17 protein-coding genes are annotated in these 21032 nt (G+C 60.2%); 11 read left to right on the forward strand and 6 right to left on the reverse strand.

Annotated elements, in window-relative coordinates; all coding sequences use genetic code 11:
* Nucleotides 1-30: 30 nt before the first annotated feature.
* Nucleotides 31-2016 carry an aconitate hydratase gene (locus LPA44_RS09570; protein WP_230889363.1) on the reverse strand — a complete coding sequence of 662 codons (1986 nt, stop codon included), beginning with the start codon at nt 2014-2016 and terminating at the stop codon, nt 31-33.
* Between the two features lie 165 nt (nt 2017-2181).
* On the opposite strand from LPA44_RS09570, the gene LPA44_RS09575 reads away from it, so the two are divergent.
* The 3 genes from LPA44_RS09575 to corA are packed head-to-tail and all read left to right on the forward strand — an operon-like array spanning nt 2182 to nt 3825.
* Nucleotides 2182-2652: a deoxyuridine 5'-triphosphate nucleotidohydrolase gene (locus tag LPA44_RS09575; RefSeq protein ID WP_230889364.1), complete on the forward strand. Its 471-nt coding sequence runs from the start codon at nt 2182-2184 to the stop codon at nt 2650-2652.
* A gap of 43 nt (nt 2653-2695) precedes the next feature.
* On the forward strand, nt 2696-2860 hold the full coding sequence (locus tag LPA44_RS09580; RefSeq protein WP_230889365.1) for a hypothetical protein: 165 nt from the start codon (nt 2696-2698) through the stop codon (nt 2858-2860).
* Nucleotides 2857-3825, forward strand: coding sequence for a magnesium/cobalt transporter CorA (gene corA, locus LPA44_RS09585; RefSeq protein WP_230889366.1), 969 nt, complete (start codon nt 2857-2859; stop codon nt 3823-3825). Before LPA44_RS09580 ends, corA begins: the two co-directional genes overlap by 4 nt.
* On the opposite strand, the gene LPA44_RS09590 is transcribed toward corA, so the two are convergent.
* The gene (locus tag LPA44_RS09590) at nt 3822-4370 is read right to left on the reverse strand and encodes a DUF7504 family protein (RefSeq protein ID WP_230889367.1); all 549 of its coding nucleotides are present in this window, start codon (nt 4368-4370) and stop codon (nt 3822-3824) included. The genes corA and LPA44_RS09590 overlap by 4 nt on opposite strands.
* Nucleotides 4371-4484: 114 nt before the next feature.
* On the opposite strand from LPA44_RS09590, the gene LPA44_RS09595 reads away from it, so the two are divergent.
* The 4 genes from LPA44_RS09595 (at nt 4485) to LPA44_RS09610 (ending at nt 7742) form a co-directional block, all read left to right on the forward strand.
* On the forward strand, nt 4485-5189 hold the full coding sequence (locus LPA44_RS09595; protein WP_230889368.1) for a DUF502 domain-containing protein: 705 nt from the start codon (nt 4485-4487) through the stop codon (nt 5187-5189).
* 73 nt (nt 5190-5262) lie between these two features.
* Complete coding sequence (locus tag LPA44_RS09600) at nt 5263-5673, forward strand: hypothetical protein (RefSeq protein ID WP_230889369.1); 411 nt, start codon at nt 5263-5265, stop codon at nt 5671-5673.
* Nucleotides 5674-5800: 127 nt separating this feature from the next.
* A complete protein-coding gene (locus tag LPA44_RS09605) occupies nt 5801-6535 on the forward strand; it encodes an MBL fold metallo-hydrolase (protein WP_230889370.1) in 735 nt (244 codons plus the stop codon).
* A gap of 196 nt (nt 6536-6731) precedes the next feature.
* Entirely contained in the window at nt 6732-7742 is a 1011-nt protein-coding gene (locus LPA44_RS09610; protein ID WP_230889371.1) for a tyrosine-type recombinase/integrase, read from the forward strand.
* An 82-nt stretch (nt 7743-7824) separates the two neighbouring features.
* Here the strand turns inward: LPA44_RS09610 and LPA44_RS09615 are convergent, their stop codons facing one another.
* From LPA44_RS09615 to LPA44_RS09630, 4 genes are all read right to left on the reverse strand, one after another.
* Nucleotides 7825-10152 (reverse strand): ATP-binding protein, encoded by a 2328-nt coding sequence (locus LPA44_RS09615; protein WP_230889372.1) that lies wholly within the window; start codon nt 10150-10152, stop codon nt 7825-7827.
* A 1-nt stretch (nt 10153) separates the two neighbouring features.
* On the reverse strand, nt 10154-11209 hold the full coding sequence (locus LPA44_RS09620; protein WP_230889373.1) for a metallophosphoesterase family protein: 1056 nt from the start codon (nt 11207-11209) through the stop codon (nt 10154-10156).
* A 121-nt stretch (nt 11210-11330) separates the two neighbouring features.
* Nucleotides 11331-12446 (reverse strand): tyrosine-type recombinase/integrase, encoded by a 1116-nt coding sequence (locus LPA44_RS09625; RefSeq protein WP_230889374.1) that lies wholly within the window; start codon nt 12444-12446, stop codon nt 11331-11333.
* A gap of 2 nt (nt 12447-12448) precedes the next feature.
* Nucleotides 12449-12706, reverse strand: a complete 258-nt coding sequence (locus tag LPA44_RS09630) for a hypothetical protein (RefSeq protein WP_230889375.1) — start codon at nt 12704-12706, stop codon at nt 12449-12451.
* 295 nt (nt 12707-13001) lie between these two features.
* On the opposite strand from LPA44_RS09630, the gene LPA44_RS09635 reads away from it, so the two are divergent.
* The 4 genes from LPA44_RS09635 (at nt 13002) to LPA44_RS09650 (ending at nt 21027) form a co-directional block, all read left to right on the forward strand.
* The gene (locus LPA44_RS09635; protein WP_230889376.1) at nt 13002-14249 is read left to right on the forward strand and encodes a hypothetical protein; all 1248 of its coding nucleotides are present in this window, start codon (nt 13002-13004) and stop codon (nt 14247-14249) included.
* A 110-nt stretch (nt 14250-14359) separates the two neighbouring features.
* A complete protein-coding gene (locus tag LPA44_RS09640; protein ID WP_230889377.1) occupies nt 14360-17113 on the forward strand; it encodes a DUF5797 family protein in 2754 nt (917 codons plus the stop codon).
* 211 nt (nt 17114-17324) lie between these two features.
* Nucleotides 17325-20114, forward strand: a complete 2790-nt coding sequence (locus tag LPA44_RS09645) for a DUF499 domain-containing protein (protein ID WP_230889378.1) — start codon at nt 17325-17327, stop codon at nt 20112-20114.
* Nucleotides 20107-21027, forward strand: a complete 921-nt coding sequence (locus tag LPA44_RS09650; RefSeq protein ID WP_230889379.1) for a hypothetical protein — start codon at nt 20107-20109, stop codon at nt 21025-21027. The genes LPA44_RS09645 and LPA44_RS09650 overlap by 8 nt, the downstream gene beginning before the upstream one ends.
* Nucleotides 21028-21032 lie beyond the last annotated feature (5 nt).

The raw sequence follows: 21032 nt of genomic DNA on the forward strand, positions 1-21032 counted from the left end.
CGAGAAAGAAAGGAGAGAAAGTCGAGGCGCTTAGTCGTCGGCGGAGCTCGTCGCGCCACTGTCGCCGTGGCGCTGCTTCGTCAGCGAGAGCTTCCCGCCGGCCGCGAGCGTACGGCGCTCGCGGTCGGACGCGTCGAGGTAGGCGGTCGCCTCCCAGTCGTCGTTCACGCGGATGGTGAACTCCTCCTGGCCGGACTCGACGCCCGCGCGGGCGTCGTCGACGATTTCGACGTCGTCGCCCTGCTCGATGCGCTCGTAGGTCTCCTCGTCGATGGTGAGCGGAATCAGGCCGAAGTTGAACAGGTTGGCCTTGTGGATGCGCGCGAAGCTCTGTGCGAGCACCGCTTCCACGCCGAGGAACATCGGGCACATCGCCGCGTGCTCGCGGGAGGAACCCTGACCGTAGTTCTCGCCCGCGACGAGCACGCTGCTACCGGCGTTCTTCGCGCGCTCGGCGAACGTGTCGTCGATGCGCGAGAGCGTGAACTCCGAGAGCCGCTCGATGTTCGAGCGGAACTTGAGGATGTCGGAGGTCGCCGGGATGATGTGGTCCGTCGTGATGTTGTCGCCCATCTTCAGGAGCGTCTCGCCGGAGACGTCCTCGTCGATGGGGTCCTTGACGGGCACACTGGAGATGTTCGGGCCCTTGATGAGCTCGTCGTCGATGGCCTCGTCGGGCGTGATGATGTCCGGGTCGTCCGCGCCGTAGCCCGCGGAGTACTTGTCCGCGAGCTCGAAGCCGGGCGCTTCGAGGTCGCCGAGTTCGTCGGCGAGGTCGCGCGGGTCGACGATTTCGCCGGCGATGGCCGCCGCGGTGGCGACTTCCGGCGAGCAGAGGTACACCGAGTCGTCCTCGATGCCCGAGCGGCCCTCGAAGTTCCGGTTGAACGTCCGCAGCGAGACGGAGTCGCTGGCCGGAACGTGGCCGATGCCGATACAGGCACCGCAGGTCGCCTCGGAGAAGTTGACGCCGGCCGCCATCATCTCGGCGGTCCAGCCTTCACGGGCGAGCATCTCGGAGGCCTGCTTGGAGCCGGGCGCGACGATCATCTCGGTGCCGGCGTTGATCTGACGGCCTTCCAGCATCTTCGCCGAGGGCAGGATGTCCTCGTAGGCGCCGTTCGTACAGGAGCCGACGATGACCTGTTCGACCTGTTCGCCCTCGACCTCGCGGACGGGGACGACTTCGTCGGGCATCGACGGCTTCGCGACGAGCGGTTCGAGGTCCGAGAGGTCGACGACGATTTCGTCGGCGTACTCGGCGTCCTCGTCGGGGCTGAGGTCGACGAATTCGTCCTCGCGGTCGAACTGCGCGAGCCACTCCTCGGTCTTCTCGTCGGTCGGGAAGATGGAGGAGGTGGCGCCCAGTTCGGTGCCCATGTTCGTGATGGTGGTGCGTTCGGGCACCGAGAGCGTCTCCACGCCCGGACCCGTGTATTCGAGCACCTTGCCGACGCCGCCCTTCACGGAGAGGCGACGGAGGAGCTCGAGGATGACGTCCTTGGCGGTGGCCCACTCGGGGAGCTCGCCTTCGAGGCGGACGTTGACGACTTCCGGCATCTCGACGTGGTAGGCGCCGCCGCCCATCGCCACGGCGATGTCGATGCCGCCAGCGCCGATGGCGAGCTGACCGAGCCCGCCGGGGGTCGGCGTGTGGCTGTCCGAACCGAGGAGCGTCTTGCCGGGTGCGGCGAAGTTCTCCTTGTGGACGTTGTGGCAGATGCCGTTCCCTGGTCGGGAGAAGTACGCGCCGTACGTACCGGCTGCCGAGCGCAGGAAGCGGTGGTCGTCGGTGTTCTTGAAGTCGAACTGATAGGTCTGGTGGTCGCAGTACTGAGCCGCGAGTTCCGTCTGGACTTCGTCCATTTCGAGGGCTTCGAACTGCAGCCAGACCATCGTCCCAGTGGTGTCCTGGGAGAGCGTCTGATCGATCTCGATCCCGATTTCCTCACCGGGCTCGAGTTCGCCCTCGACGAGGTGGTCGTCGAGGATTTTCTCCGTGAGCGTCTGTCCCATAGCGTCCGAAGATGCCCCTTCGAAGATTATAAATCCCGCGTGTTTCAGGACTGGCGTATTCGCCTAATACGCGGCCTAAGACCTTATTTGCTCCATGTGAACCATCCACACATAGCGGTGGCGTCGACCGACAGAGCATAGGACTGCGAGCGCGACTCCAACGCCATGTACGAGAGCGGCGCGTTCGTCGCCGACCACGTCGAGCCGGTCACGGAAGCACAGGTCCAGCCCAACGGCGTCGACCTCACCGCCGAAGCCGTCCTCGAACAGCGCGAACCCGGCCGCATCGGCACCGAGGGCAAGACCATCGGCGACCGCCAGCCGGTCGAACCCAGCGACGACGCGGAGACGTTCACGCTCACCCCGGGCGGCTACATCCTCCAGTACGCCGAGACCATCGCCATCCCCGAGGACCACGTCGGCTTCCTCTACCCGCGGTCGTCGCTGATGCGCAACTCCTGCATGCTCAACACCGCGGTCTGGGACGCCGGCTACACCGGGAAGGGCGAGGGATTGTTGCAGGTCCACCACGAGGTCGAACTCGAACGTGGCGCGCGCGTCGCCCAACTCGTCCTCGCCGACGCCGAGCACGCCGACACCTACGACGGCAGCTACCAGGGCGAGCGCGTCGAGTAGTCCGGGAGGGGTACTTTTGGTGGCCGGCCGCGAGCACAAGAGCATGCACTGGCTGCGAGCGGCCGGCGTCGCCGTGACTGCCGCCGGTATCGCGGGCTACGTCGTCGGCACCGCCGCCCCGTACCCGGGGCGGGCGTTCAGCATCACCGCGCTCATCGTCGGCATCACGCTGTTAAGCATCACCGCTGGCCAGGAGGTGGCGGCGTGACCATCGACTGCGTCGTCTACGCGGCCGACGGCCTCGCGGAGTGGACCGACCTCGAAGCCGCGCGGGACGCCGAGGGGACGACGTGGGTGCGCGTGACCGACCCGACCGACGAGGAACTCGACAGCGTCGCCGACGCCTACGACATCCACGCGCTGGAGGTCGAGGACGTGCGCGGGGACGTGCGCCCGAAGGTCGAGGAGTTCGACGAACACACGTTCGTCCTCGTGAAGGCGGCGACCCTCCAGCGCGGCGACGTCGCGTTCGCCGAGGAACTCCACGTCCAACAGGTCGGGCTCTTCCTCGGCGACGACTGGCTCGTCACCGTCGAGCCCGAGCGCATCGAGGCCCTGGACGACGTCTGGGAGCGCGTCCACCGCGAGGAGCCGCGGCTCGCCTCCCGGGGCGCGGACTTCACCGCGTACCGCTGTCTCGACCGCGTCGTCGACGACTACTTCTCGATTCTTGACGACATCGAGGACGACATCGAAGTGGTCGAGGACGAGGTCGTGGACGCCGCCGGCGAGGACGTCCTCGAACGCATCAACGACCTGCGCCGCGACCTGCTGTCGGTGCGGCGGCTGCTGTGGCCGACGCGGGAGGCCGTCGGCGTGCTCGCGCGCGGCGACCCCGAGCAAATCGGCGAGGACGCCGAGAAGTACTACCGGGACGTCTACGACCACCTCGTCCAGCTCGTCGACCTCGTGGAGACGTACCGCGATTTAACCAGCGGCGCGCGCGACATCTACCTGAACGCGCTGTCGATGTCCACCAACGACGCGATGAAGAAGCTCACCGTCGTCGCCACCGTCATCCTCCCGTTGACGTTCGTCGCGGGCGTCTACGGCATGAATTTCGAGTACATGCCCGAGTTAGCGTGGCAGTACGGCTACCCGGCGGTGATGGTCGGCATGGGGGCGATGGCACTGATACTGATGGCATATTTCCGCCGCGAGGACTGGGTCTAAGCCTCGCAGACGTCGTCGAACAGTTCCGAGAACGTCGCCGCGACGTGTGCCGGCTGGTCGGCGGTGTCGAGGCCAGCGACGACGTGGGCGTCGTTCGCGGCCGCACACGACGTCAGCGCGTGCGCGAACCGGAACGCGGTCTCGGTGGACGTCTCGCCGAGTAGCACCGAGAAGTCGTCGACGTAGACGGTCGTCTCGCCGTCCCACGTCGACACGTAGTCGTTGACGAGTACGCCGACGCCCGCGACGTCCTCGACCTCGGAGACGGTCTCGACGGCACCCATCGCCGCAGCGGCGATGTCGGTGGCCGCGCTAGCGCCGGTGTCCGGCGTCGTGGCGGCGGCCGCCCGCGAGTGCTCCCCAACACTCACGACGGCGGCGCGCTCCGGACCGGTCTGGAACTCTCCGAGCCACGCTTCCGCGGCAGTCTCGTAGGTGACGCCGAGAACGTTCGACGACGGCGGGACGCCCGCGTCGGCGGCCGTCGCGTCAGCCCCAGTGACGAGAACGTGTGTCGAATCATCGGTAGGCCCCTCCCCTCGCATTCGTGTTCGGCTGATAATCTTACCCCACCGACATAAACTTTGACATGTAGTCTCTCTGGTGACACGAACGCACCCCACCGCCACACTTTTCTCCGCAGCGCGCCCGTTCGGGATATGCGGCTCAAGGAATCTCTGAAGAGCAGTTTTCTGGCGGGAGTGGTGCTGGTGGCACCGCTGGTCGCGACGCTCGTCATCCTCCGATTCGTCACGAACCTGCTGGCCGGCCAGATGCAGCCAATCGTCGAGGGAACCCGACTCGCCAGGTACACCGCCGACAACTACCTGCTCGCGCAGCTGGTCGCGCTCGCGGTGTTGCTCGTCGCAGTCACCGTGCTCGGCGCGTTCGCCAAACGACCCGTGGGGCGGCGCGTGTTCGGGCGAACCGGCCGCCTCGTCAACTTCGTCCCGGTCTTCCGCACCATCTACGGCAGCGTCAAGCAGATGGCGAACTCAGTCTCGACGCGGAGTTCGGACTTCGAGTCCGCGGTGTACGTCGAGTACGAGCGCGACGGCCTCTACCGGCTCGGCCTGAAGACCGGCGAGAGCCCGGGCGGCGTCGGCGACGTGGCCGGCGAACCCGCGCACAACGTCTTCGTGCCGGGCAGCCCCAACCCCACGCAGGGCGCGCTCCTGATGGTCCCGGAGAGCCGCGTCTACGACGCCGACCTCAGCGTCCGCGCCGCCATCCGCATCCTCATGACGACGGGCATGGCGGACGGCTCGGGGAACGACGCCATCGAACTGGACGACGACGAACTCGCCGCGATGGGCGTCGCCCCGGCCGACGACGACCGCGACGAGACCGTGGACCAGCCGTAAGTCGGCGCGCCACGGCCCCGCGCTCGGCGAAACCTTCACAAGCCACCTCCCGGCAATCAGTAAACTGACCCACATGCCGGTCTCGAACGCCCCGGGGCTCACCTCGCTGGACGCCGAAGCGATGCAGCGCGCGGTCGAAGACACCGTCGACGGGACGCTACGGTCGTTCGTCGAATTCACCGCCGACGACTTCGCGTTACTGTACGTCGACGACGTCACGCTCTCGTTCTACGACGACGAATCCCACATGCTGGACCACTTCGAGGAGATTCACTCCTACGTCCACATCGACTTCACCGAGACCGACTTCTTCACCGACCGGCTGTTCCCGCTCGCCAGCGACGTCCGCTATCACGCCACCAGCCTCGACGCCTTCACGCTCGTCCGCGTCTACTTCGACGACGAAGGCCTGTTCGTCACGCTCGACCGCGACGAGCCAATCGAACCAGTCGTCGGCGCCGTCGAGGACGTATACGCGGGCTGACGAGGGACCAGAAACCGCCCATCGAGGGGGAGTATCAGTGCACCTCACAGTGTAGGCGTCGAACGCCGTGCGGGTCGGAATGCGTCGACGGAACTCCCATCCCGACAGCCCTCGTAGGCGTTTTCGTATGTCGACGGCAACCGACGCCAGCGTGCAGTTGATTCGCAACGCCACCGCCCTCGTGGACGTCGGTGACACGACGTTCCTCGTCGACCCGATGTTCGCGTCACCCGGTGAGAATCCGCCCGTGCCGAACACGCCGAACGACCGCCGGAACCCGCTCGTCCCGCTGCCCGACGTCGACCTGTCCTACGACGCCGTCGTCGTCACTCACCGCCACCCCGACCACTGGGGCGAGGCGGCCAGCGACGAAGTCGACGCCGATGTGCCGCTGTTCTGTCAGCCCGAAGAGGCAGACGCCTTCGCCGACGAAGGCTTCACCGACGTTCGCCCCGTCGACGACGAAACCGCCTTCGAGGGCGTCGCCATTCACCGGACGCCCGGCCGCCACGGGCACGGTGAACTAGCCGAGGAGATGGCTCCCGTTTCCGGGTTCGTGTTCGAGGGCGACGAGACGGTGTACGTCGCTGGCGACACGGTTTGGTACGAGCCAGTCGAGAAAACGCTCGACCGGTTCAGTCCGGATATGGTCGTGCTGAACGGCGGTGAAGCACAGTTCGAACAGGGCGACCCCATCACGATGGGCGTCGCGGACGTCGCCGCCGTCCGCGAGGCGACCGACGCTACGGTCGTCGTCGTTCACATGGAAGCAATCAACCACTGCTTGCTCACCCGTGACGAACTCCGGTCGGCGACGGAGGACGTTCACGTTCCCGAGGATGGGGAGCAGGTCAGCGCGTAAGGCGAGAAGGTCCGGTCAAGTACGCCAGAAGTCGTCGCTATTCGTCGGTTCGTGGCCAGCGACACGCGCGTCGCTGTCCGGTGAGAGTTCTCTGAGAAGCGGGCGCGAAGGGCTATAAGGCTTAAAGCCGAAAAATTGGCGATTCACGGCCCCAAAGGGAGAAATCGCTATCGTGTGGTTCGCAACTGAGCGAACCATGGAACTCGAACCAATCGACCCCGAAACCGCGCTCGAATTGTACATCGCGGAGAAAGAAACAGCGGTCGCGGACGCGACAGTGTACTCGCACAAGTCGCGACTGGGCTTCTTCGTCCGGTGGTGCGACGAACGCGACATCGAGAATCTCAACGAGCTGACGGGCCGGCGTCTCCAGGAGTTCCGGCTCTGGCGGCGCAACGTCGGCGACCTCACCAAGGTCAGCGAGAAAACCCAGATGGACACTATCCGCGTCTTCGTGAAATGGCTGGAATCGGTCGACGCCGTCGAGCAGGACCTTCACCTGAAGGTTCGCTCACCGGACGTCACACCCCGAGAGAACAGCCGCGACGTCATGCTGGACGTCGAGGACGCAGAATCGGTGCTCGCCCACCTCGAACGCTACGCGTACGCCTCGATCCGACACGTCACCGCAACCATCCTCTGGCACACGATGATTCGGATGGGCGCAGCCCGAGCAATTGACGTCGAAGACTACGACCCCGAGGAGCAATCACTTCGGCTCCGACACAGGCCAGAGACCGACACGCCGCTCAAGAACAAACAGCGCGGCGAACGCATCATCGCACTCTCCGGTGAGGTCTGTCTCGTGCTCGACGACTGGCTTCGGGAGCAGCGACCGACGATGACTGACGACTACGGGAGACGGCCGCTGCTCGCGACGGCATACGGTCGCGTATCGAAAAGTACGGTCCGCCGCTTTTGTTATCAGGTGACTCGGCCGTGCGAGTACGGGCAAGAATGCCCCCACGACCGCAGTCCAGATGACTGTGAAGCAACGGTCGACGCCGAGGCAGCGAAGTGTCCGTCGAGCGTCAGCCCCCACCCGTTCCGCCGCGGCGCCATCACTCACTACCTCCACAGTGACGTCCCAGAGACCGCGGTCAGCGACCGCGCAAACGTGACCACGGACGTCATCGACCAGCACTACGACCAGCGCTCACAGAAGGAGAAAATGGAGCAGCGGCGCCAGTATCTGGACAATCTCTGAGTGTGGGGTCAGGATTGAGAGGGTGAAAGAGCAAAATCAGACTCGTAGCTACCTCCCAGGGACATTCTGCCTAAGGGGGTCTCTACGATAGCGAATCTATTTTGACGTGCTCAAGTCCGTACTCGTCGACCATAGTGTCACGGACCTCCTGCTTGGCAGTGAGATAGAGAATCTGCCATCCGTTGTTGGCGAGTCGCTGGAGAGTTTTGAAACCCTGGTCGAGCCGATCTGGGTCTGCCGCGAGGAAGGGATCATCGAGCAGAAGAAATCCAGGTTCGTTGCCGAGGAGCTGTTGAGCCAGCGACACGCGGGTGGAGAAGTACAGCTGGTCCTTCGTACCGTGGCTCAACACATCGGGCGTGAGCGTTCGGCCGTCACTGCTCTCTACAACGATTTCGTGTGAGTCTGCGTCGTATGCAACACCGGTATAACGACCGCCAGTTAGTGTTTCGAACGTTTGAGAGGCCAGGCCGTCAGGGTCGAACAAGTCTTCCAGTTTCTGCTCCTCTTGAGCCTTGACCTTGTTGAATATCTCTAGCGCTTTGCGTGATAATTCAGCGTCTCTTTCGATTTGGTTGACGACCGTCTTTAACTCGGCTGCAAGCGATTTTAGGCCTTCTTTGGAGTGAGTGCCCAGTTCGAGGGGCCCGTCGATAAACGGCTGAGTCGTCAGGTTCCGAGCACGCTGGTCAAAACCGTCCAACTTGCGGTCGTGTTCCGCAAGCCGGGCCTCGAGATCTTCAATTTCACCCGTCAGACGGTCGGCCTCAGCTTCGAGATTTTGTAAGTCAGTCTCATCATAGATTTCAGCATCTATCTCAGCTTCGTCGACATCAGCTACCAAACTCTCCAGTTCTTGCTCCCACGCGGCCGCCTTCTCGGAAGGATTGTCCACATCGAGTTCACCGAAACGATCCACGAGACTTTGCCAGGCGGCTTGACGGTCTGGCTCTAGATCTTCCCGGGTTTCGACGCGTTCTTCGTACTCGTCAATCGTAGCCACGGCAGTAGCCTCTAACAGTTCCTCGAGTCTGCTCTCTTGCTCGTCAATCTGCGACTGCAATTCGGATTGATCGCTACGGAGATTCTCAAGATCTTGCTCGGCATTCTCGCGCTGTTGGTCCGTTCTAGTTGCTCGCTCCTGGACTTGTGAGAGCTTGCTGTCGTAGGACTCGATAGCCGGTGCAACCTCCTCGACGCTCTCGACGCCGAAACCCGCATCTCGAGCCGACTGAAGCACCGACTCACGTGCGGTTTCGACGGCCGTGAGACGATTATTTGAACGGTTGTAGGCGACACCACTTGCGATAGCTGTGACGAGGAGGAGGACGCCGAACCCTAACACGGGGAGCGATCCCGTAATTGCTCCAGCAATACCTACACCGCCTGCGGCAAGCATCCCAGTCCCTGTAGCATATTTCGTTAGTGTGAGTTTCCGCTCAGCACTGGCTGCGTCGTCATTTCGATTTCGGTATGTCTCAATAGCGGAACGTACGTCATCAACCGCCGACTCCCGTCGTTCTAATTCCGTCTTTCGGGTTTCGAGGTCTTCCAGCGTCTCTACCGCTTCCTCAACTTCCGTTTCCTTCGCTTGGATGTCAGAGGTGAGGTCCTGCAGAGTACCGCGGTCACGAGCAATATCGTTTCGTAACTCACGGAGGTCCTCTAGGGTGTCCCGGTCGAATGCCTCGAGGTCGGTGAGCTTGCTACTAGTAACTCGGTACGTCTCGAGCTGGTCCGAGAGACGATCGTATTCGGCAACGGTCTTCGCTTCTTCCTGTGTGGCGAGTTGTTCCTCCGTCTCTCGAAGTTCCCGCTTGAGCCGTAGTCGGCTGGCATCCAATTCGTCCAGACTTTCCTCGTCGATTTTCAGCGTGTAGTCCCGAATGTCGTCGGCTAGGTCTTCGGCCGAATCACGGACACCCCCTGCGTTGTTATAAGATTGGTCGCTGGAGATGTTGAGGCGTGTCTCAGTGAGCCGCCCCCTGTCTATCAATTCCGACTGAATCGCATTAATCTCCGTCGTGTGGATGTCCCCGAGTTTCTCGATGAGAGACGTGTAGTACCCCTGGTAGCTGGGGAGTTTGAGGTCGCTATCTCGAACGACGAACACGCTCTGCAGGTGCGACGGTTCGATCGCGGAGATATCACAGAGTGACGTGGTTCCATCGCATTCGTACTGGTCACCACCGTTTTCGACGACGACACGGCCAGTAGGCGGTTCGCTCACGCGGGGAGAGGGATCCATTATGTCCGCTATGTCATGTTCAAGAAGTTGGAGTAACGCTTCGAGATACAGTGTCTTCCCCGCCTCGTTCGGCCCCGAGAGGACAGTGATTCCGTCATTACACGGTGGCCGACAGTCGTACAACGGTCCGTAGCGGTCGATTTCCGCAGTTTTGAGGCGCATCTCAGATCTCCCCTCGAGCCGATAACTGGCTGAATACTTCGAGTGTCCGATTGGTAACGTTCTCTCTTGTCTCGTCGTCCCAGTCTGTCTTTTCTATCTCGTCCTCGAACGACCGGAACAACGGATGTGATAGGACGTGGTCGACGCTCCGCGTCTCGTTCGTCACCGTTGCTGGCTCAGCTGCCGCGGTCAGTTCTTCGTGGAACTCTTCTTCCCCCATTTCGACGAAACCGTCGACGTGGATCGAAGCGTCCGCGCATTCAATCGCGTGTTGCTCAGACCACTCTCGAACGTCATCTAGTAGAGACAATTCATCACCGGGCACAGCTGTAAACCGTCGTGAGGCATAGTGATGGGTCTCCAGCGTCTCGAACCCGATTCCATCAGTAGGGTCGAGAATGCTCACGCGCCGTTGACCGGTTTCTGAAGTGCTCGTAGACGCTGGTGTTCCCGAATAGGTGAACTCGGCGCCTGTGGAGAACGATACTTTGTGTGGACTGTGATAGTGGCCGGCCAGATAGTAGTCGAACCCTAGTTCTGCGAGTAGTTTTTCCGTGACAGGGAAGTATCGTCTTGTTCCTTCCTCACCAGTTTCGTAGTCATCGAAGGGGGCATTCAAACTACAGTGAAGGAGGAGGACCTCCGTTCCCTCGAACTGTTCCCTGTCCTGTAGCGACAGTAAGAGTTCGTCGTCCGGCTGCTCCCTGTAGGGGAGTCCAGTAATGCGCATGTCCCCATCCGGTGCGGTCCAGTGGCCAAAGGGTTCCTCAGTGAAGACAGTACACGCATCGCCGAAGAAGACGTCACCACGGTACGCCTCGACGTCGTGGTTCCCAGGTATCAGAACGATCTCGAACGAACGTTCGGAGAACAGGTCGTTCCGTAGGTCGGTCCGGAGCTGTTCCATGTCCTCCGGGTTGTCGAAAAGGTCCCCGCCGATAGTGACGACATCAATGTCATTAGTTCCGGCTCTCCGAAGGAGTGTTTTGAGCGCCTCCTGACGTTCCGGGGCGTCCGGTGTCAAGTGGACGTCAGCGGTGTGGAGAACTCGTGTCATTATAGTCCAGAAACACAGTATATTGTCATAAATATGATGGAGTGGTTTTGCAAATTCTCCTAGACGAAGACAGTATTGCGGCGGTAGTTTCTGTAATCGGCCTCCAAGGCGCTACAGAACTTCAGGTGTAGGATGAACCCCGACCAGTGATGTCGTCAAGCACTTCCTGGCGTTGCCGCATCTTGTCCTCCTCCGACCGGACATCGTAGTGCTGGTCGATAATCGTGGGCGTGACGTTACACCGGTCGCTGACTACTTCGACCGGTACACCAGCGCGGAGCAGTTGGGTGATGTAACCCCGACGAATCGGATGGGGCGTCACGCTCGACGGACACCTGGCCATCCGATCGTCGTTCGTGACCGCTTCGCAGTTCTCTGGATCCCGATCATGTGGGCACTCCGCCCCGATCGCACAGGGACGGGACCACCGGTAGACGTAGGACCGAATCGTCGACGTGCCCGGCCGGCCGTGAGTAGTCGCGAGCAGTGGCTGTCGACCGTAGTTATCGGTGATATCCGGTCGCCGCTCCCGGAGGTAGTCGTCGATGACGTCACACGCCTCCGAACTGACGGCCACGCGACGCTCACCAGGGGCCTTGTTCTTGATTGGGGTGTCAGTCTCCGGACGGTGGCAGATCTCTATGTGCGCCGTCTCAGCGTTAGGTCGGAAGTCTTTGACGTCGAGAGCTCGGGCAGCTCCGAGGCGCATCCCTGTCTCAGTCAACACTACCCAGGCGACGTGCTCAGTCGTGGCATACTCGTAGCGCCCGAGGTAGTCTAACACGTCTCGGGCGCGGTCCGCGTGGAGCACCGTGTCTCGCGCGTTCTCTCCGTCGTTCAGACTCGGGGAGTCGACGTTCTTGAACAGGCCCGGTTGGACAGCATCGATCGTCTCGCACCACTGAATGAATACCCGCAGGGAGTCCATCTGTGTCTTCTCGCTCACCGTATTCAAGTCTTGGCGACGCCACACGCGGAACTCGTGGAGGTCCCGCGCGCTGAGGTCGTTCAGGTTATCGATGTCCTGGGTCTCACACCAGTCAACGAAGAAGCCGAGCCGAGACCGGTGTGCGTCGACGGTCGCCTGCTGACAGTCCCGGGACTTGTCGTCGAGATATAGTTCCAGCGCTCGCTCGGGAGTGGTCGGTTCGAGCGATTCGGTGGTCTGGTCTAGAAGGTCGGCGAGTCGGTCCTCCAAGTTGTCAGTGTCGTCGATTGCGGGGACATCGTTGGACACCACTATTCCAAGTCCCCCAGCAATTGCTCGATGAAGTTCGACTTCGGCTCGTCCTGCTGGGAACAATCCGTCTCGGTGAGGCCGCTTGACGAATTTGAGGCCAGCGCTCGAAGATCCCACGGGTTCCGCTCGATGTGGTCCTCGATGGCCAATTCCAGGTATGCGGACATCGAGGTACCACACTCTTCGGCAGCGAGTGCTAACTGGGCCTTCGAATCGGCGTCGATGCGGGAGGCGACGGTTTCTGTGTTGGGGCTCACGTCAAACAGCCCCAGGCCGATCCCACGTATATAGATTGGAGAGAAATTGGAGTTGGTCCCCAAAACACCACCAATTCAAGCGATATATTCGGTTGGCATTGGTTTAGAACCACATAGATTGAAGTTATATCACCAATTCGATGCTTGTTTTCGAATAAGGTACCTAATTCCTGTGCCCGGAACGTAGATACGCCGCCAATTCACGTCGACGAACGTCTGGTTTTCCCGAATCGCAGTACAGCAGTACAGAATTGGCCACCCACAGGTTGACGAAGGCGTTGTCACAATCGCGAATATGGCATCGGCGGCTGACGAGCTCGCAGAACCACAAGTCCTCGCGCACGCCAAGCGACGCCTCTTCCCCGAGGAGCGCGAAGCGGGCACGTACGCCGTCGTAGACACGCAGTTCTCAACGACAGAGTGGTTATCGGGCGAACGGATCGACCCGGCTATCCAGGATCGGCTTGCGCCGTTCAATCACGTTCAGGTCGGCGGCGGGTATCCCGACCTCGTCGGGGTTCGTAACCTTGAATCGGAGCTGCTGGCAGTCGAACGATTCGGCGACGACCCACCGCTGATTGCGGTCGAAGCGAAGGGCCACACCGGGGACGGAACCGTCGACACACAGCGCGGCATCCTGGAGGCGTACGACCGACTCCACGAGGCGAACGCGGCGTATCTCGCAGCACCGCGGGCAGTCGTTACACAGACGGACCGGACACTCGCCCGGGAGCTGAACGTTGGAATTCTCGGGGTCGAGCGTGGCGGGGGCGTCACACCACTAGAAGTCCCGCGAATCGTCGGCAACCGGACGTCAGACGAGGTAACAGCGATCCGCTTCCAAGCGAGCGCGCAGGGCGTCGTCGACAAGTCCTTCGGCCTGAATCATCCAAAGAACTACCTCGGCTACCCGCTCGCACACTACGCAGACGGCGATACCGCCCAACTCCTCCAAGACTACAAGGTCGTCGGCGCTGTCGAGGACGCACGTCGCGGGGCGGTCTTCCTCGGGCTCGTCGAGGAGAAACCGAATCGTGTGGAACTGACGCCGCTCGGCCGCGAGGTGATTCGGTACGTTACGAGTCGTTACGGTTCAGTCGAGGCCGGGATCGCCGAATTCGAGAACTGGTACCGGAAATCCCAGCGATTCTATGATCTCGCTCCGGAATGGGGGCAGCTCGCCCGCCGTGTCGTCTTCGCCTATCCGGCCACCCAGTTGCTCGTCGAGGAGTTACAGCAGATGCACGACGACCGGATTCGGGAGCCGTCGTTGGTGGAATTGGTCGAGTGGCTGCACGTACAGCATCCGTCGTTCACCGTGGAACTGTTCATCCGGGGTGACCAAGACGTCCGCAGTCGAGTATTGACGCCAGACGGGGAGTTACGTGAAAAGCCGTTACACGACGGTGACGTCTATCACTCACCGACTGTCTTCCAGTTGAAGGCGATGCTGTTCCACGCAGGGATTCTGACCGGGCGTGGGGCGGAACCGTGCAATTTGGGCCCGGAAACCGACACCTGGGCACTTCGGGACCCAGTTTAAGAAAAGGAGAGTGACAGTGGCCTGCCGACCAAATCAGCGGACACGATAGCGGGGAGCCCTGGTGTGTTTCGGCGGAAGAAATATGCACCTGCTAACAGTTCCTTCCTGCAATGGAGCCGATAGGTCCGGATTACCGGGACTTCGAGGAGTACCAGACGGACCGCCTCGCTGGCAAGTCCCCCCTGGAACAGCTCCTGTTAATGGACAGCGAGTTGGCGAACTACGTTCACCTATCGTCGCGATACGTGGGACCCCTACACCCAGTAGATTTGCCCCAAATGCGGGACGCTTACGACCGACGCTTCTCCGAGTTCATCGAACAACGGTTAGACGAAGATACGCGTCGAAACGGACGTGCAGATCACACTGAATTTGCCGCGTTTCGAGAAGATATTGCCGAACTAAACAAGACCCTCAAAAGTAGAGGCGACAACGAGCTCGCCGTTCTCTCGGAGTCTGCTGAACGCCTGCTCACAAAGCGACTACGACGTGAAGGATTGGACCCGAGCCAAATGGAACTCGACCACATGAGCAGGGACGGGACCCTGTATCTCCTGGAGCTCTACGCGACTGCGGTTCAACAGGAACTATACGAGGATGCGGAGCTGCTTACCGAGTTGCAAGACGCGCTCGAGGAGTACAACGACTTCGACCACGAAGCCCTGGTCGATTCCCTGCAATATCCAGTTTTGATGGTCTCGCTGTGGCGAAACCAACGCGAGGGACTCCATCAATGGCTCGATGCCGGTAGAGAGGGGACGCTCGAGATGGCGACAGCAACCGGGAAAACTGTGGCCGGAATCGCAGCAATCGCTCACCTGTGTGGCGTTCTTCCCAACCACGACTTCGACGAGTGGGGAAGCGACGTCCGAACAGAGGACGCATCGATTGCTATCGTCGCTCACTCGAATGCAATCCTCAGCCAGTGGGAGCGCGAAATTCGGGATCTACTTGGGCTGAACGTAGCCGGTGCAGACCGATCCGGACAGCCCGAGAATCTCAACTTCTCGACCGGTACCGTCGAGTTCCACACTATCCACTCACTCCAGCCACGGTACGGAGGACCACCGGACAAGACCTACGACCTCGTCATCTGTGACGAAGCCCACCACTACTCGAACACGAGCGAGGGCGGATTTGGTGCCGCACTGAACGACATCCGAACTGACGCGATGCTCGGCCTGTCCGCTACGCTCGGACGGGAAGGTGGGAAGAAACGCGAGGAGCTAGAATCACTCCTCGGTGACGTCGTCTACCAGTATTCTGTAGAGGACGCACAAAGAGACGGCATTATTCCCGAGTTCGAGTGGACAGTTCACCCCACACCTCTCGAGGCGTCCGAGGCTGACGAATGGGAACAGAAGACGAACCGAATCACGAATCTATTCAAGCGAATCCGGTACGAAGACCGATCGAAGCGGGTGTTGCGAAGCCTGGACGTGCCGTTCAACGAATTCGAAGACCTCGGGGATTTCATCCGAGCCCATAAAGCGGCCTCCATCGAACGGGATGAAGTACCAGACTCCTGGGGAGACCTGCACGCGGCAATCATGAGCCGGAATATGATCCGGCATCGGTCTCGGCCGAAACTCGACGCAGCAATCGAACTCGCCGAAGAGTACCTCACGGCGGACGGCAGCGGCATCAAGCTCGTGATGTTCACCATGAACATCGACATGGTGGAGGAGATAGAGACGCAGCTTTCGGGAGTCTGTGAAAACGTGTACGCTGTTCACAGCAAGGTCGCAGCGTCGAACAAGAAGAAAGACGAGATCGTGCGCAGACGGATCGACGAGTTCAAAGACACGGACAACGGCGTTCTCATCGCGCCGAAGCTTCTCGATGAGGGCATCGACGTGCCGGACGCGGAGGTCGGCATCAACGTCGCCGGGACGAAGACCGAACTCCAGCTCATTCAGCGAATGGGGCGCATTCTGCGACGTCACGCCGACCAGAAGCCGCACTTTCACCATTACGTCGCGGTACCTGAGGAACAACATTTGGACGGCGTCGACAGCAAGGAGTTCGCGCAGGAACTCCACTGGGTCCGGGAGCTCGGAGAGCGCATCGCACAACAGCCAACGTTCGAACCGGCTGGCATCGATCCAGACATCGTCGAGAAGGCAAAGCAACGGGGCAACGAACTCTGGGCAGAGGAACTGGCTGCCGACGAGGAAGTCGAGACGATCGACGGTCCGCTCAAACTCGAGGAAATCGTCAAAACAATCACGCCCACCGTCGCCGACGCACTCCTCGGTGAGCTCTCGTTGACTGCCAACCAGTTCTCGGAGCAGGCCTGGGAACGCGGTATGCAGACGGTCCGAGAGCGATCGATTCTCTCCCCGAGTGACTTGCAACAGCTCTGGTGGCTCTACCCGCTCTACCAGGACGATCCCACGACCCTGAAACAGCTGCTCACTGCCGCCCGTGAAAAAGAGGCTGGACTACCGGGCATGAACGCAGAAGGGAGCGGTTCGAAGGGGAGTGACGCAAGTCAATCGGACTCGGGTGATCCCGAACCCAAAGAGACCGAGACGAACAACCCAGTAACCCCAGATTCAACAACGTTAGATCCAACTGAGTCGTCGAACTCCACTGGTTCCGGAGCTGAGTCTAGGGAATCCACTACCACTCAATACCACGACCTCTCCGAGAAAGCGGTCCGTCGGCTCCACGATATCGCCGATACCCAACCGACGAAGAACGCCGAACTTTGTTCACTTTGGGAGTACGAGTCCGGGTCAGAACTATACTCGTACCTTCGGGGAACACTAACGGATTACTTCGAGCGGAACTCCAACGGGCTGATCGTGCTGAATGAGGCAGGCGAGAAATTGGTCAAGGTGACGGAACGCCCGAAATAATCGATCCCAACGATACGCGCAGATCGCGAGACTCAGTTTTCAATTCGAGGCAGTGAAATGGAGAGATGGCCGAATTATTCCTATACGATCAAGTGGTCAAGAAGGACAATGGTTTAGACGCATGAATCTCCGACAACAACTACTATGAAGCCGCCGAAGAAGGTGGCTCATATGCTTGGAGACTTGCTGCCCTGGACTACAGGAGGATACTATGGCTAGCAAAGTGATCGCGGACTATATTTCACCAAGTGAAGAAATCCAGGGGAAAGGAGGATCTATCAACCCGACGGGGCTCTTGGACGAAGTAAGCCTATACAATCTCTACGACGATCGCGAGTCCCCTGAGCAAGACGCTGAGCGTATCCTCGAGATTACTTACCCCACGGATACGCTCACCTCAATAATCGAGAATAGCACGAGGAAATTAGACCCGACCGAAGATTTCTCCGAGGGGGGTCAGGTAATTGGCGGAGAATATGGTAGCGGGAAAAGCCACATCGAACTTGTCGTTTACCACCTGTTCAATTCACCAGAACTTGGCGAACAATGGCTCAATTCTCAAGGAATCGACGCGAGCCTGCCCGACGAGACTCGGTCAGCAGCTCTCCAGATGTTCAATCTGGATCAGGAATACAACCGTCTCTCAGAGGCAGTCCGCGATTACCTGGGAATTGACCAGTGGAAGGGGGACAGCGAGTCACCTACCGTTCACCAGATCCGTGACACGCTCGAAGGCAAGCCTAGCATTATTCTGATCGACGAATTCGAGCGGTGGTTCGGGATGGCGGATCGGTCAGCGTACCGTGACGACAATCTGGCCTTCCTCCAGAACCTTCTGGAAGCTGCTGGTCGGGATGACACGCAGATCTCTGTTCTCATCTCGCTGTTATACGAAGATGATGACGTTCAGGCAATCACGCAGCGGACGAATCCCTTCACGCACGACTTATCATCGCGGCGGGACGAGAAGATAGACTTCATTCTTCATCGCCTAGTCGGTGAAGTGAACGACCCGGAAGGACTGGAATCACTCGCAAAAGAGTACACGGACGTCTACCGACAGAACGACCAGATCCAACTGCAGGACTACCAGGACCTACAGGACCAAATCGAGCGGTACTATCCATTCCATCCCGCGTTACTGAAGCTGCTGATGGAGAAGTACTCCGAGCAGCGTATTAGCTCGGACGCACGCGGCCTGCTCAGATTCCTCACCGAGATATTCAGTGACAACTACCAGAACGTCGATCTCATTTTGACTGGCGACGTCGACGTTTTCGAGTACACGGACCGGTTCCAGTATATCGACAACGAACTGGTCGGGAAGTACGTTAACGACTATCATCGACTCCAGAAGCCCGATGAAACCTTCGACGAATTCATCGAAGAGCTCCTGAACATCGTCCTCCTGCACAGTCTCGCGAGGGCAGGAGAGGAAGGGGCGAACAAGCGCCAGATGCTGATGGGCACGATGCGGAAAGGAGTAAACGCCCACCGGCTCATTCAAACGTTCACCGAGGAGGTCTACGGGCACGCCTGGCACATCCACCGGATCAACGGGGAGTACGCTTTCGACGTGGACGAGAACCCCGCGGCCCGGATCGAGAAGAAAGCCGAGGACATACACAAGCACGACGCGGTGCACCGGGTCGAGTCACTCGTAACCGAGGACCTGTTCGGGGGCCACAACAACGTCCACATCCTCGACCCGGTGAATACTGAACAGGACATTCCGGACAACAAGGCCCTGAAAATCGCGGTGACTCTCGGAGCGAGTCGGAGCTACGACGAGGAGTTCGAGGAACTCACGACCGGGCAGGAACGAGAGTTTAATAACACGATTGTCCTGGTCACGCCGCAGAAACGGTCCAGCGTAGACACGAATACAGGCATCATAGAACTCGCACGAAAGGTAGTCGCAGGCGAACAACTCGACCGCGAAGAAGAAGTGCTCCCAGATGGGTTCGCGGAGATTCACGACCAGAACTTCCAGAACCTCCGGGACCGCGTGCGGGACAAGTTCGGCACGGTCCACACGTCCACCGAACGCGGTCTCTTCCCACAGGATCTGCCGACCGGGGGGAACATGGACTTCTACGCTGCGACTATCGAGGTCGTCAAGCCGGATAGCAGCCAGCTACGGTCTGAAGTAGAGGACGCCGTCAAGAATGCGGGTGGGAGCGGCATTCAGTACGAGCACCTCAAAAACGACTTCTACCGGAATCCGTCATATACGACTCTGACGAGTGAGGATGAACTGGAGGAAGCAATAGATACGCTCTGCCGTGATGGGGTTCTCAAGGTCGGAAACTACCACGAAGAGCGGGTCGGGAGCCTCGGCAACGATACGAATCTCGTTCACGAACAGTACATCGAGGAAGAAGACGACGAAGACGAAAAGAAGACCATCACAATCGATGCCCGAGGGACTGGGGATGGAGATGACGACGAAGGAGGAAAGTCGGTAGCTGGAGATGATGACGAAGGTGGACAGGGAACCGCAGCCAGTGCCTTCGAATGTCCCGAGTGTGGCCGTGAGCTCGAGGGCAACTCCTGCGAGTGCGGCTTCGAGTTCGACGTTACCGACATCGAGGAAGGAAAAGTGGAGATCGAGGGAGAATCTGAGAAGATGGTCGGGAAGTTCATCGAAGATCTGGGGCTGGAGGAACCCGAAAAGCGAATCCAGTCGTATCCGTTGATGGGGGACATCGAGGCCGACAACAAGCCGGACCTCATCGACGAACTCGAGCGTGAGATCGGCATCGAGTGGGAGATCCACGAGGCAACAATCTCCGTCGAGGGCACGCTCACGGCGGACGACTTAGCCGACTACGGTATCAATGCAGACGCGCTCAGCGAGAAGGTCTCACTGAGCGAGACATTCGACATCGATGCGGACGAACCGCTTTCACGTCAGGCGTTCCTCAGCCTACTCTGGGATCTGAACGTCCCCGAGCGCGCGTCGCTATCGGTGAAGCTACAGGTGGACAAGAATGAGTAGCGGCCTATACGGGAGCGAGGAGTTCGAGAAACTCCTCCAGGAGGAGAACGTCCTCGATGGTGCCTTCGAGTGCCTGCGGCGAATCTGGACGGATACGGACGCGCTCGGTGACCGACGCCTGACGGAGTCGGAGTACCAGACCCGCTTGCTCGAGCGAGAATTGGAGAAGATCTACCCACCGCTGTACGACGACCTGCGGGAGCAGATGGGTGGGCATCCGATTACGGAGTTGGATGACGGCTGTGGCGTCATCATGGACGCTTTGAGTCTCCGCGAGGGGTTCCGGCTCGAACAGGAACTCGCAGACGAACACGATTGGTCGGTGTCCCTGTCGTGGGCGCCAATCGAACGGCTTCCAAGCGAGACGAAATTCATCTGCCAAGAGTGGTTCGACGCACAGGGTCCCTCGGCTGTCTCTAGGGACGACTTCCGATTTATCGGCGACCTTGACGTCCCGAAACTTCCCGGCACGAGTCCGGAGTACGTGTGGACCCGCCACCCCGACCAGCGACTTGAGGGAGCGTTGAAGGGGAACTACTCGATGGAAGAGGTCGAGGACATCTACAAGGACGTTAAGCGCCTCCTCGAGGACATCGTCCACGGGAGTGGCCACGACGAGTTCCTCGTGACGAGCGATCACGGCTATGTGAACCACCTCGGCAATTCTCCCTACTCACTGACTGACGAGCAGGAGGAGGCCCTCTCGAGCAAATTCAGTAGCCGCTTCCGAGAGGTGGCGAACGGACAGGCATACCAGCTCCTCGAACAGGCGAAGATTATTGAACGAGTACGGGAGCACTACATGGTACGAGGGCACTACAGGTGGACGAAACGGGGCGCGACGAAGAAGATCATGCATGGTGGATTCAGTCTGCCGGAGTGCATGACGCCGGTCCTACGAATTACGACGTGAGGAAA

The organism is Halobacterium sp. KA-4 (assembly GCF_021028995.1).
Lineage (GTDB): Archaea > Halobacteriota > Halobacteria > Halobacteriales > Halobacteriaceae > Halobacterium.

Excerpts from the sequence above, each read along its gene's own strand:
- LPA44_RS09570 (WP_230889363.1), bottom strand. The coding sequence starts at position 2,016 with ATGGGACAGACGCTCACGGAGAAAATCCTCGACGACCACCTCGTCGAG.
- LPA44_RS09575 (WP_230889364.1), top strand. The coding sequence starts at position 2,182 with ATGTACGAGAGCGGCGCGTTCGTCGCCGACCACGTCGAGCCGGTCACG.
- LPA44_RS09580 (WP_230889365.1), top strand. The coding sequence starts at position 2,696 with ATGCACTGGCTGCGAGCGGCCGGCGTCGCCGTGACTGCCGCCGGTATC.
- LPA44_RS09590 (WP_230889367.1), bottom strand. The coding sequence starts at position 4,370 with ATGCGAGGGGAGGGGCCTACCGATGATTCGACACACGTTCTCGTCACT.
- LPA44_RS09595 (WP_230889368.1), top strand. The coding sequence starts at position 4,485 with ATGCGGCTCAAGGAATCTCTGAAGAGCAGTTTTCTGGCGGGAGTGGTG.
- LPA44_RS09600 (WP_230889369.1), top strand. The coding sequence starts at position 5,263 with ATGCCGGTCTCGAACGCCCCGGGGCTCACCTCGCTGGACGCCGAAGCG.
- LPA44_RS09605 (WP_230889370.1), top strand. The coding sequence starts at position 5,801 with ATGTCGACGGCAACCGACGCCAGCGTGCAGTTGATTCGCAACGCCACC.
- LPA44_RS09610 (WP_230889371.1), top strand. The coding sequence starts at position 6,732 with ATGGAACTCGAACCAATCGACCCCGAAACCGCGCTCGAATTGTACATC.
- LPA44_RS09615 (WP_230889372.1), bottom strand. The coding sequence starts at position 10,152 with ATGCGCCTCAAAACTGCGGAAATCGACCGCTACGGACCGTTGTACGAC.
- LPA44_RS09620 (WP_230889373.1), bottom strand. The coding sequence starts at position 11,209 with ATGACACGAGTTCTCCACACCGCTGACGTCCACTTGACACCGGACGCC.
- LPA44_RS09635 (WP_230889376.1), top strand. The coding sequence starts at position 13,002 with ATGGCATCGGCGGCTGACGAGCTCGCAGAACCACAAGTCCTCGCGCAC.
- LPA44_RS09640 (WP_230889377.1), top strand. The coding sequence starts at position 14,360 with ATGGAGCCGATAGGTCCGGATTACCGGGACTTCGAGGAGTACCAGACG.
- LPA44_RS09645 (WP_230889378.1), top strand. The coding sequence starts at position 17,325 with ATGGCTAGCAAAGTGATCGCGGACTATATTTCACCAAGTGAAGAAATC.
- LPA44_RS09650 (WP_230889379.1), top strand. The coding sequence starts at position 20,107 with ATGAGTAGCGGCCTATACGGGAGCGAGGAGTTCGAGAAACTCCTCCAG.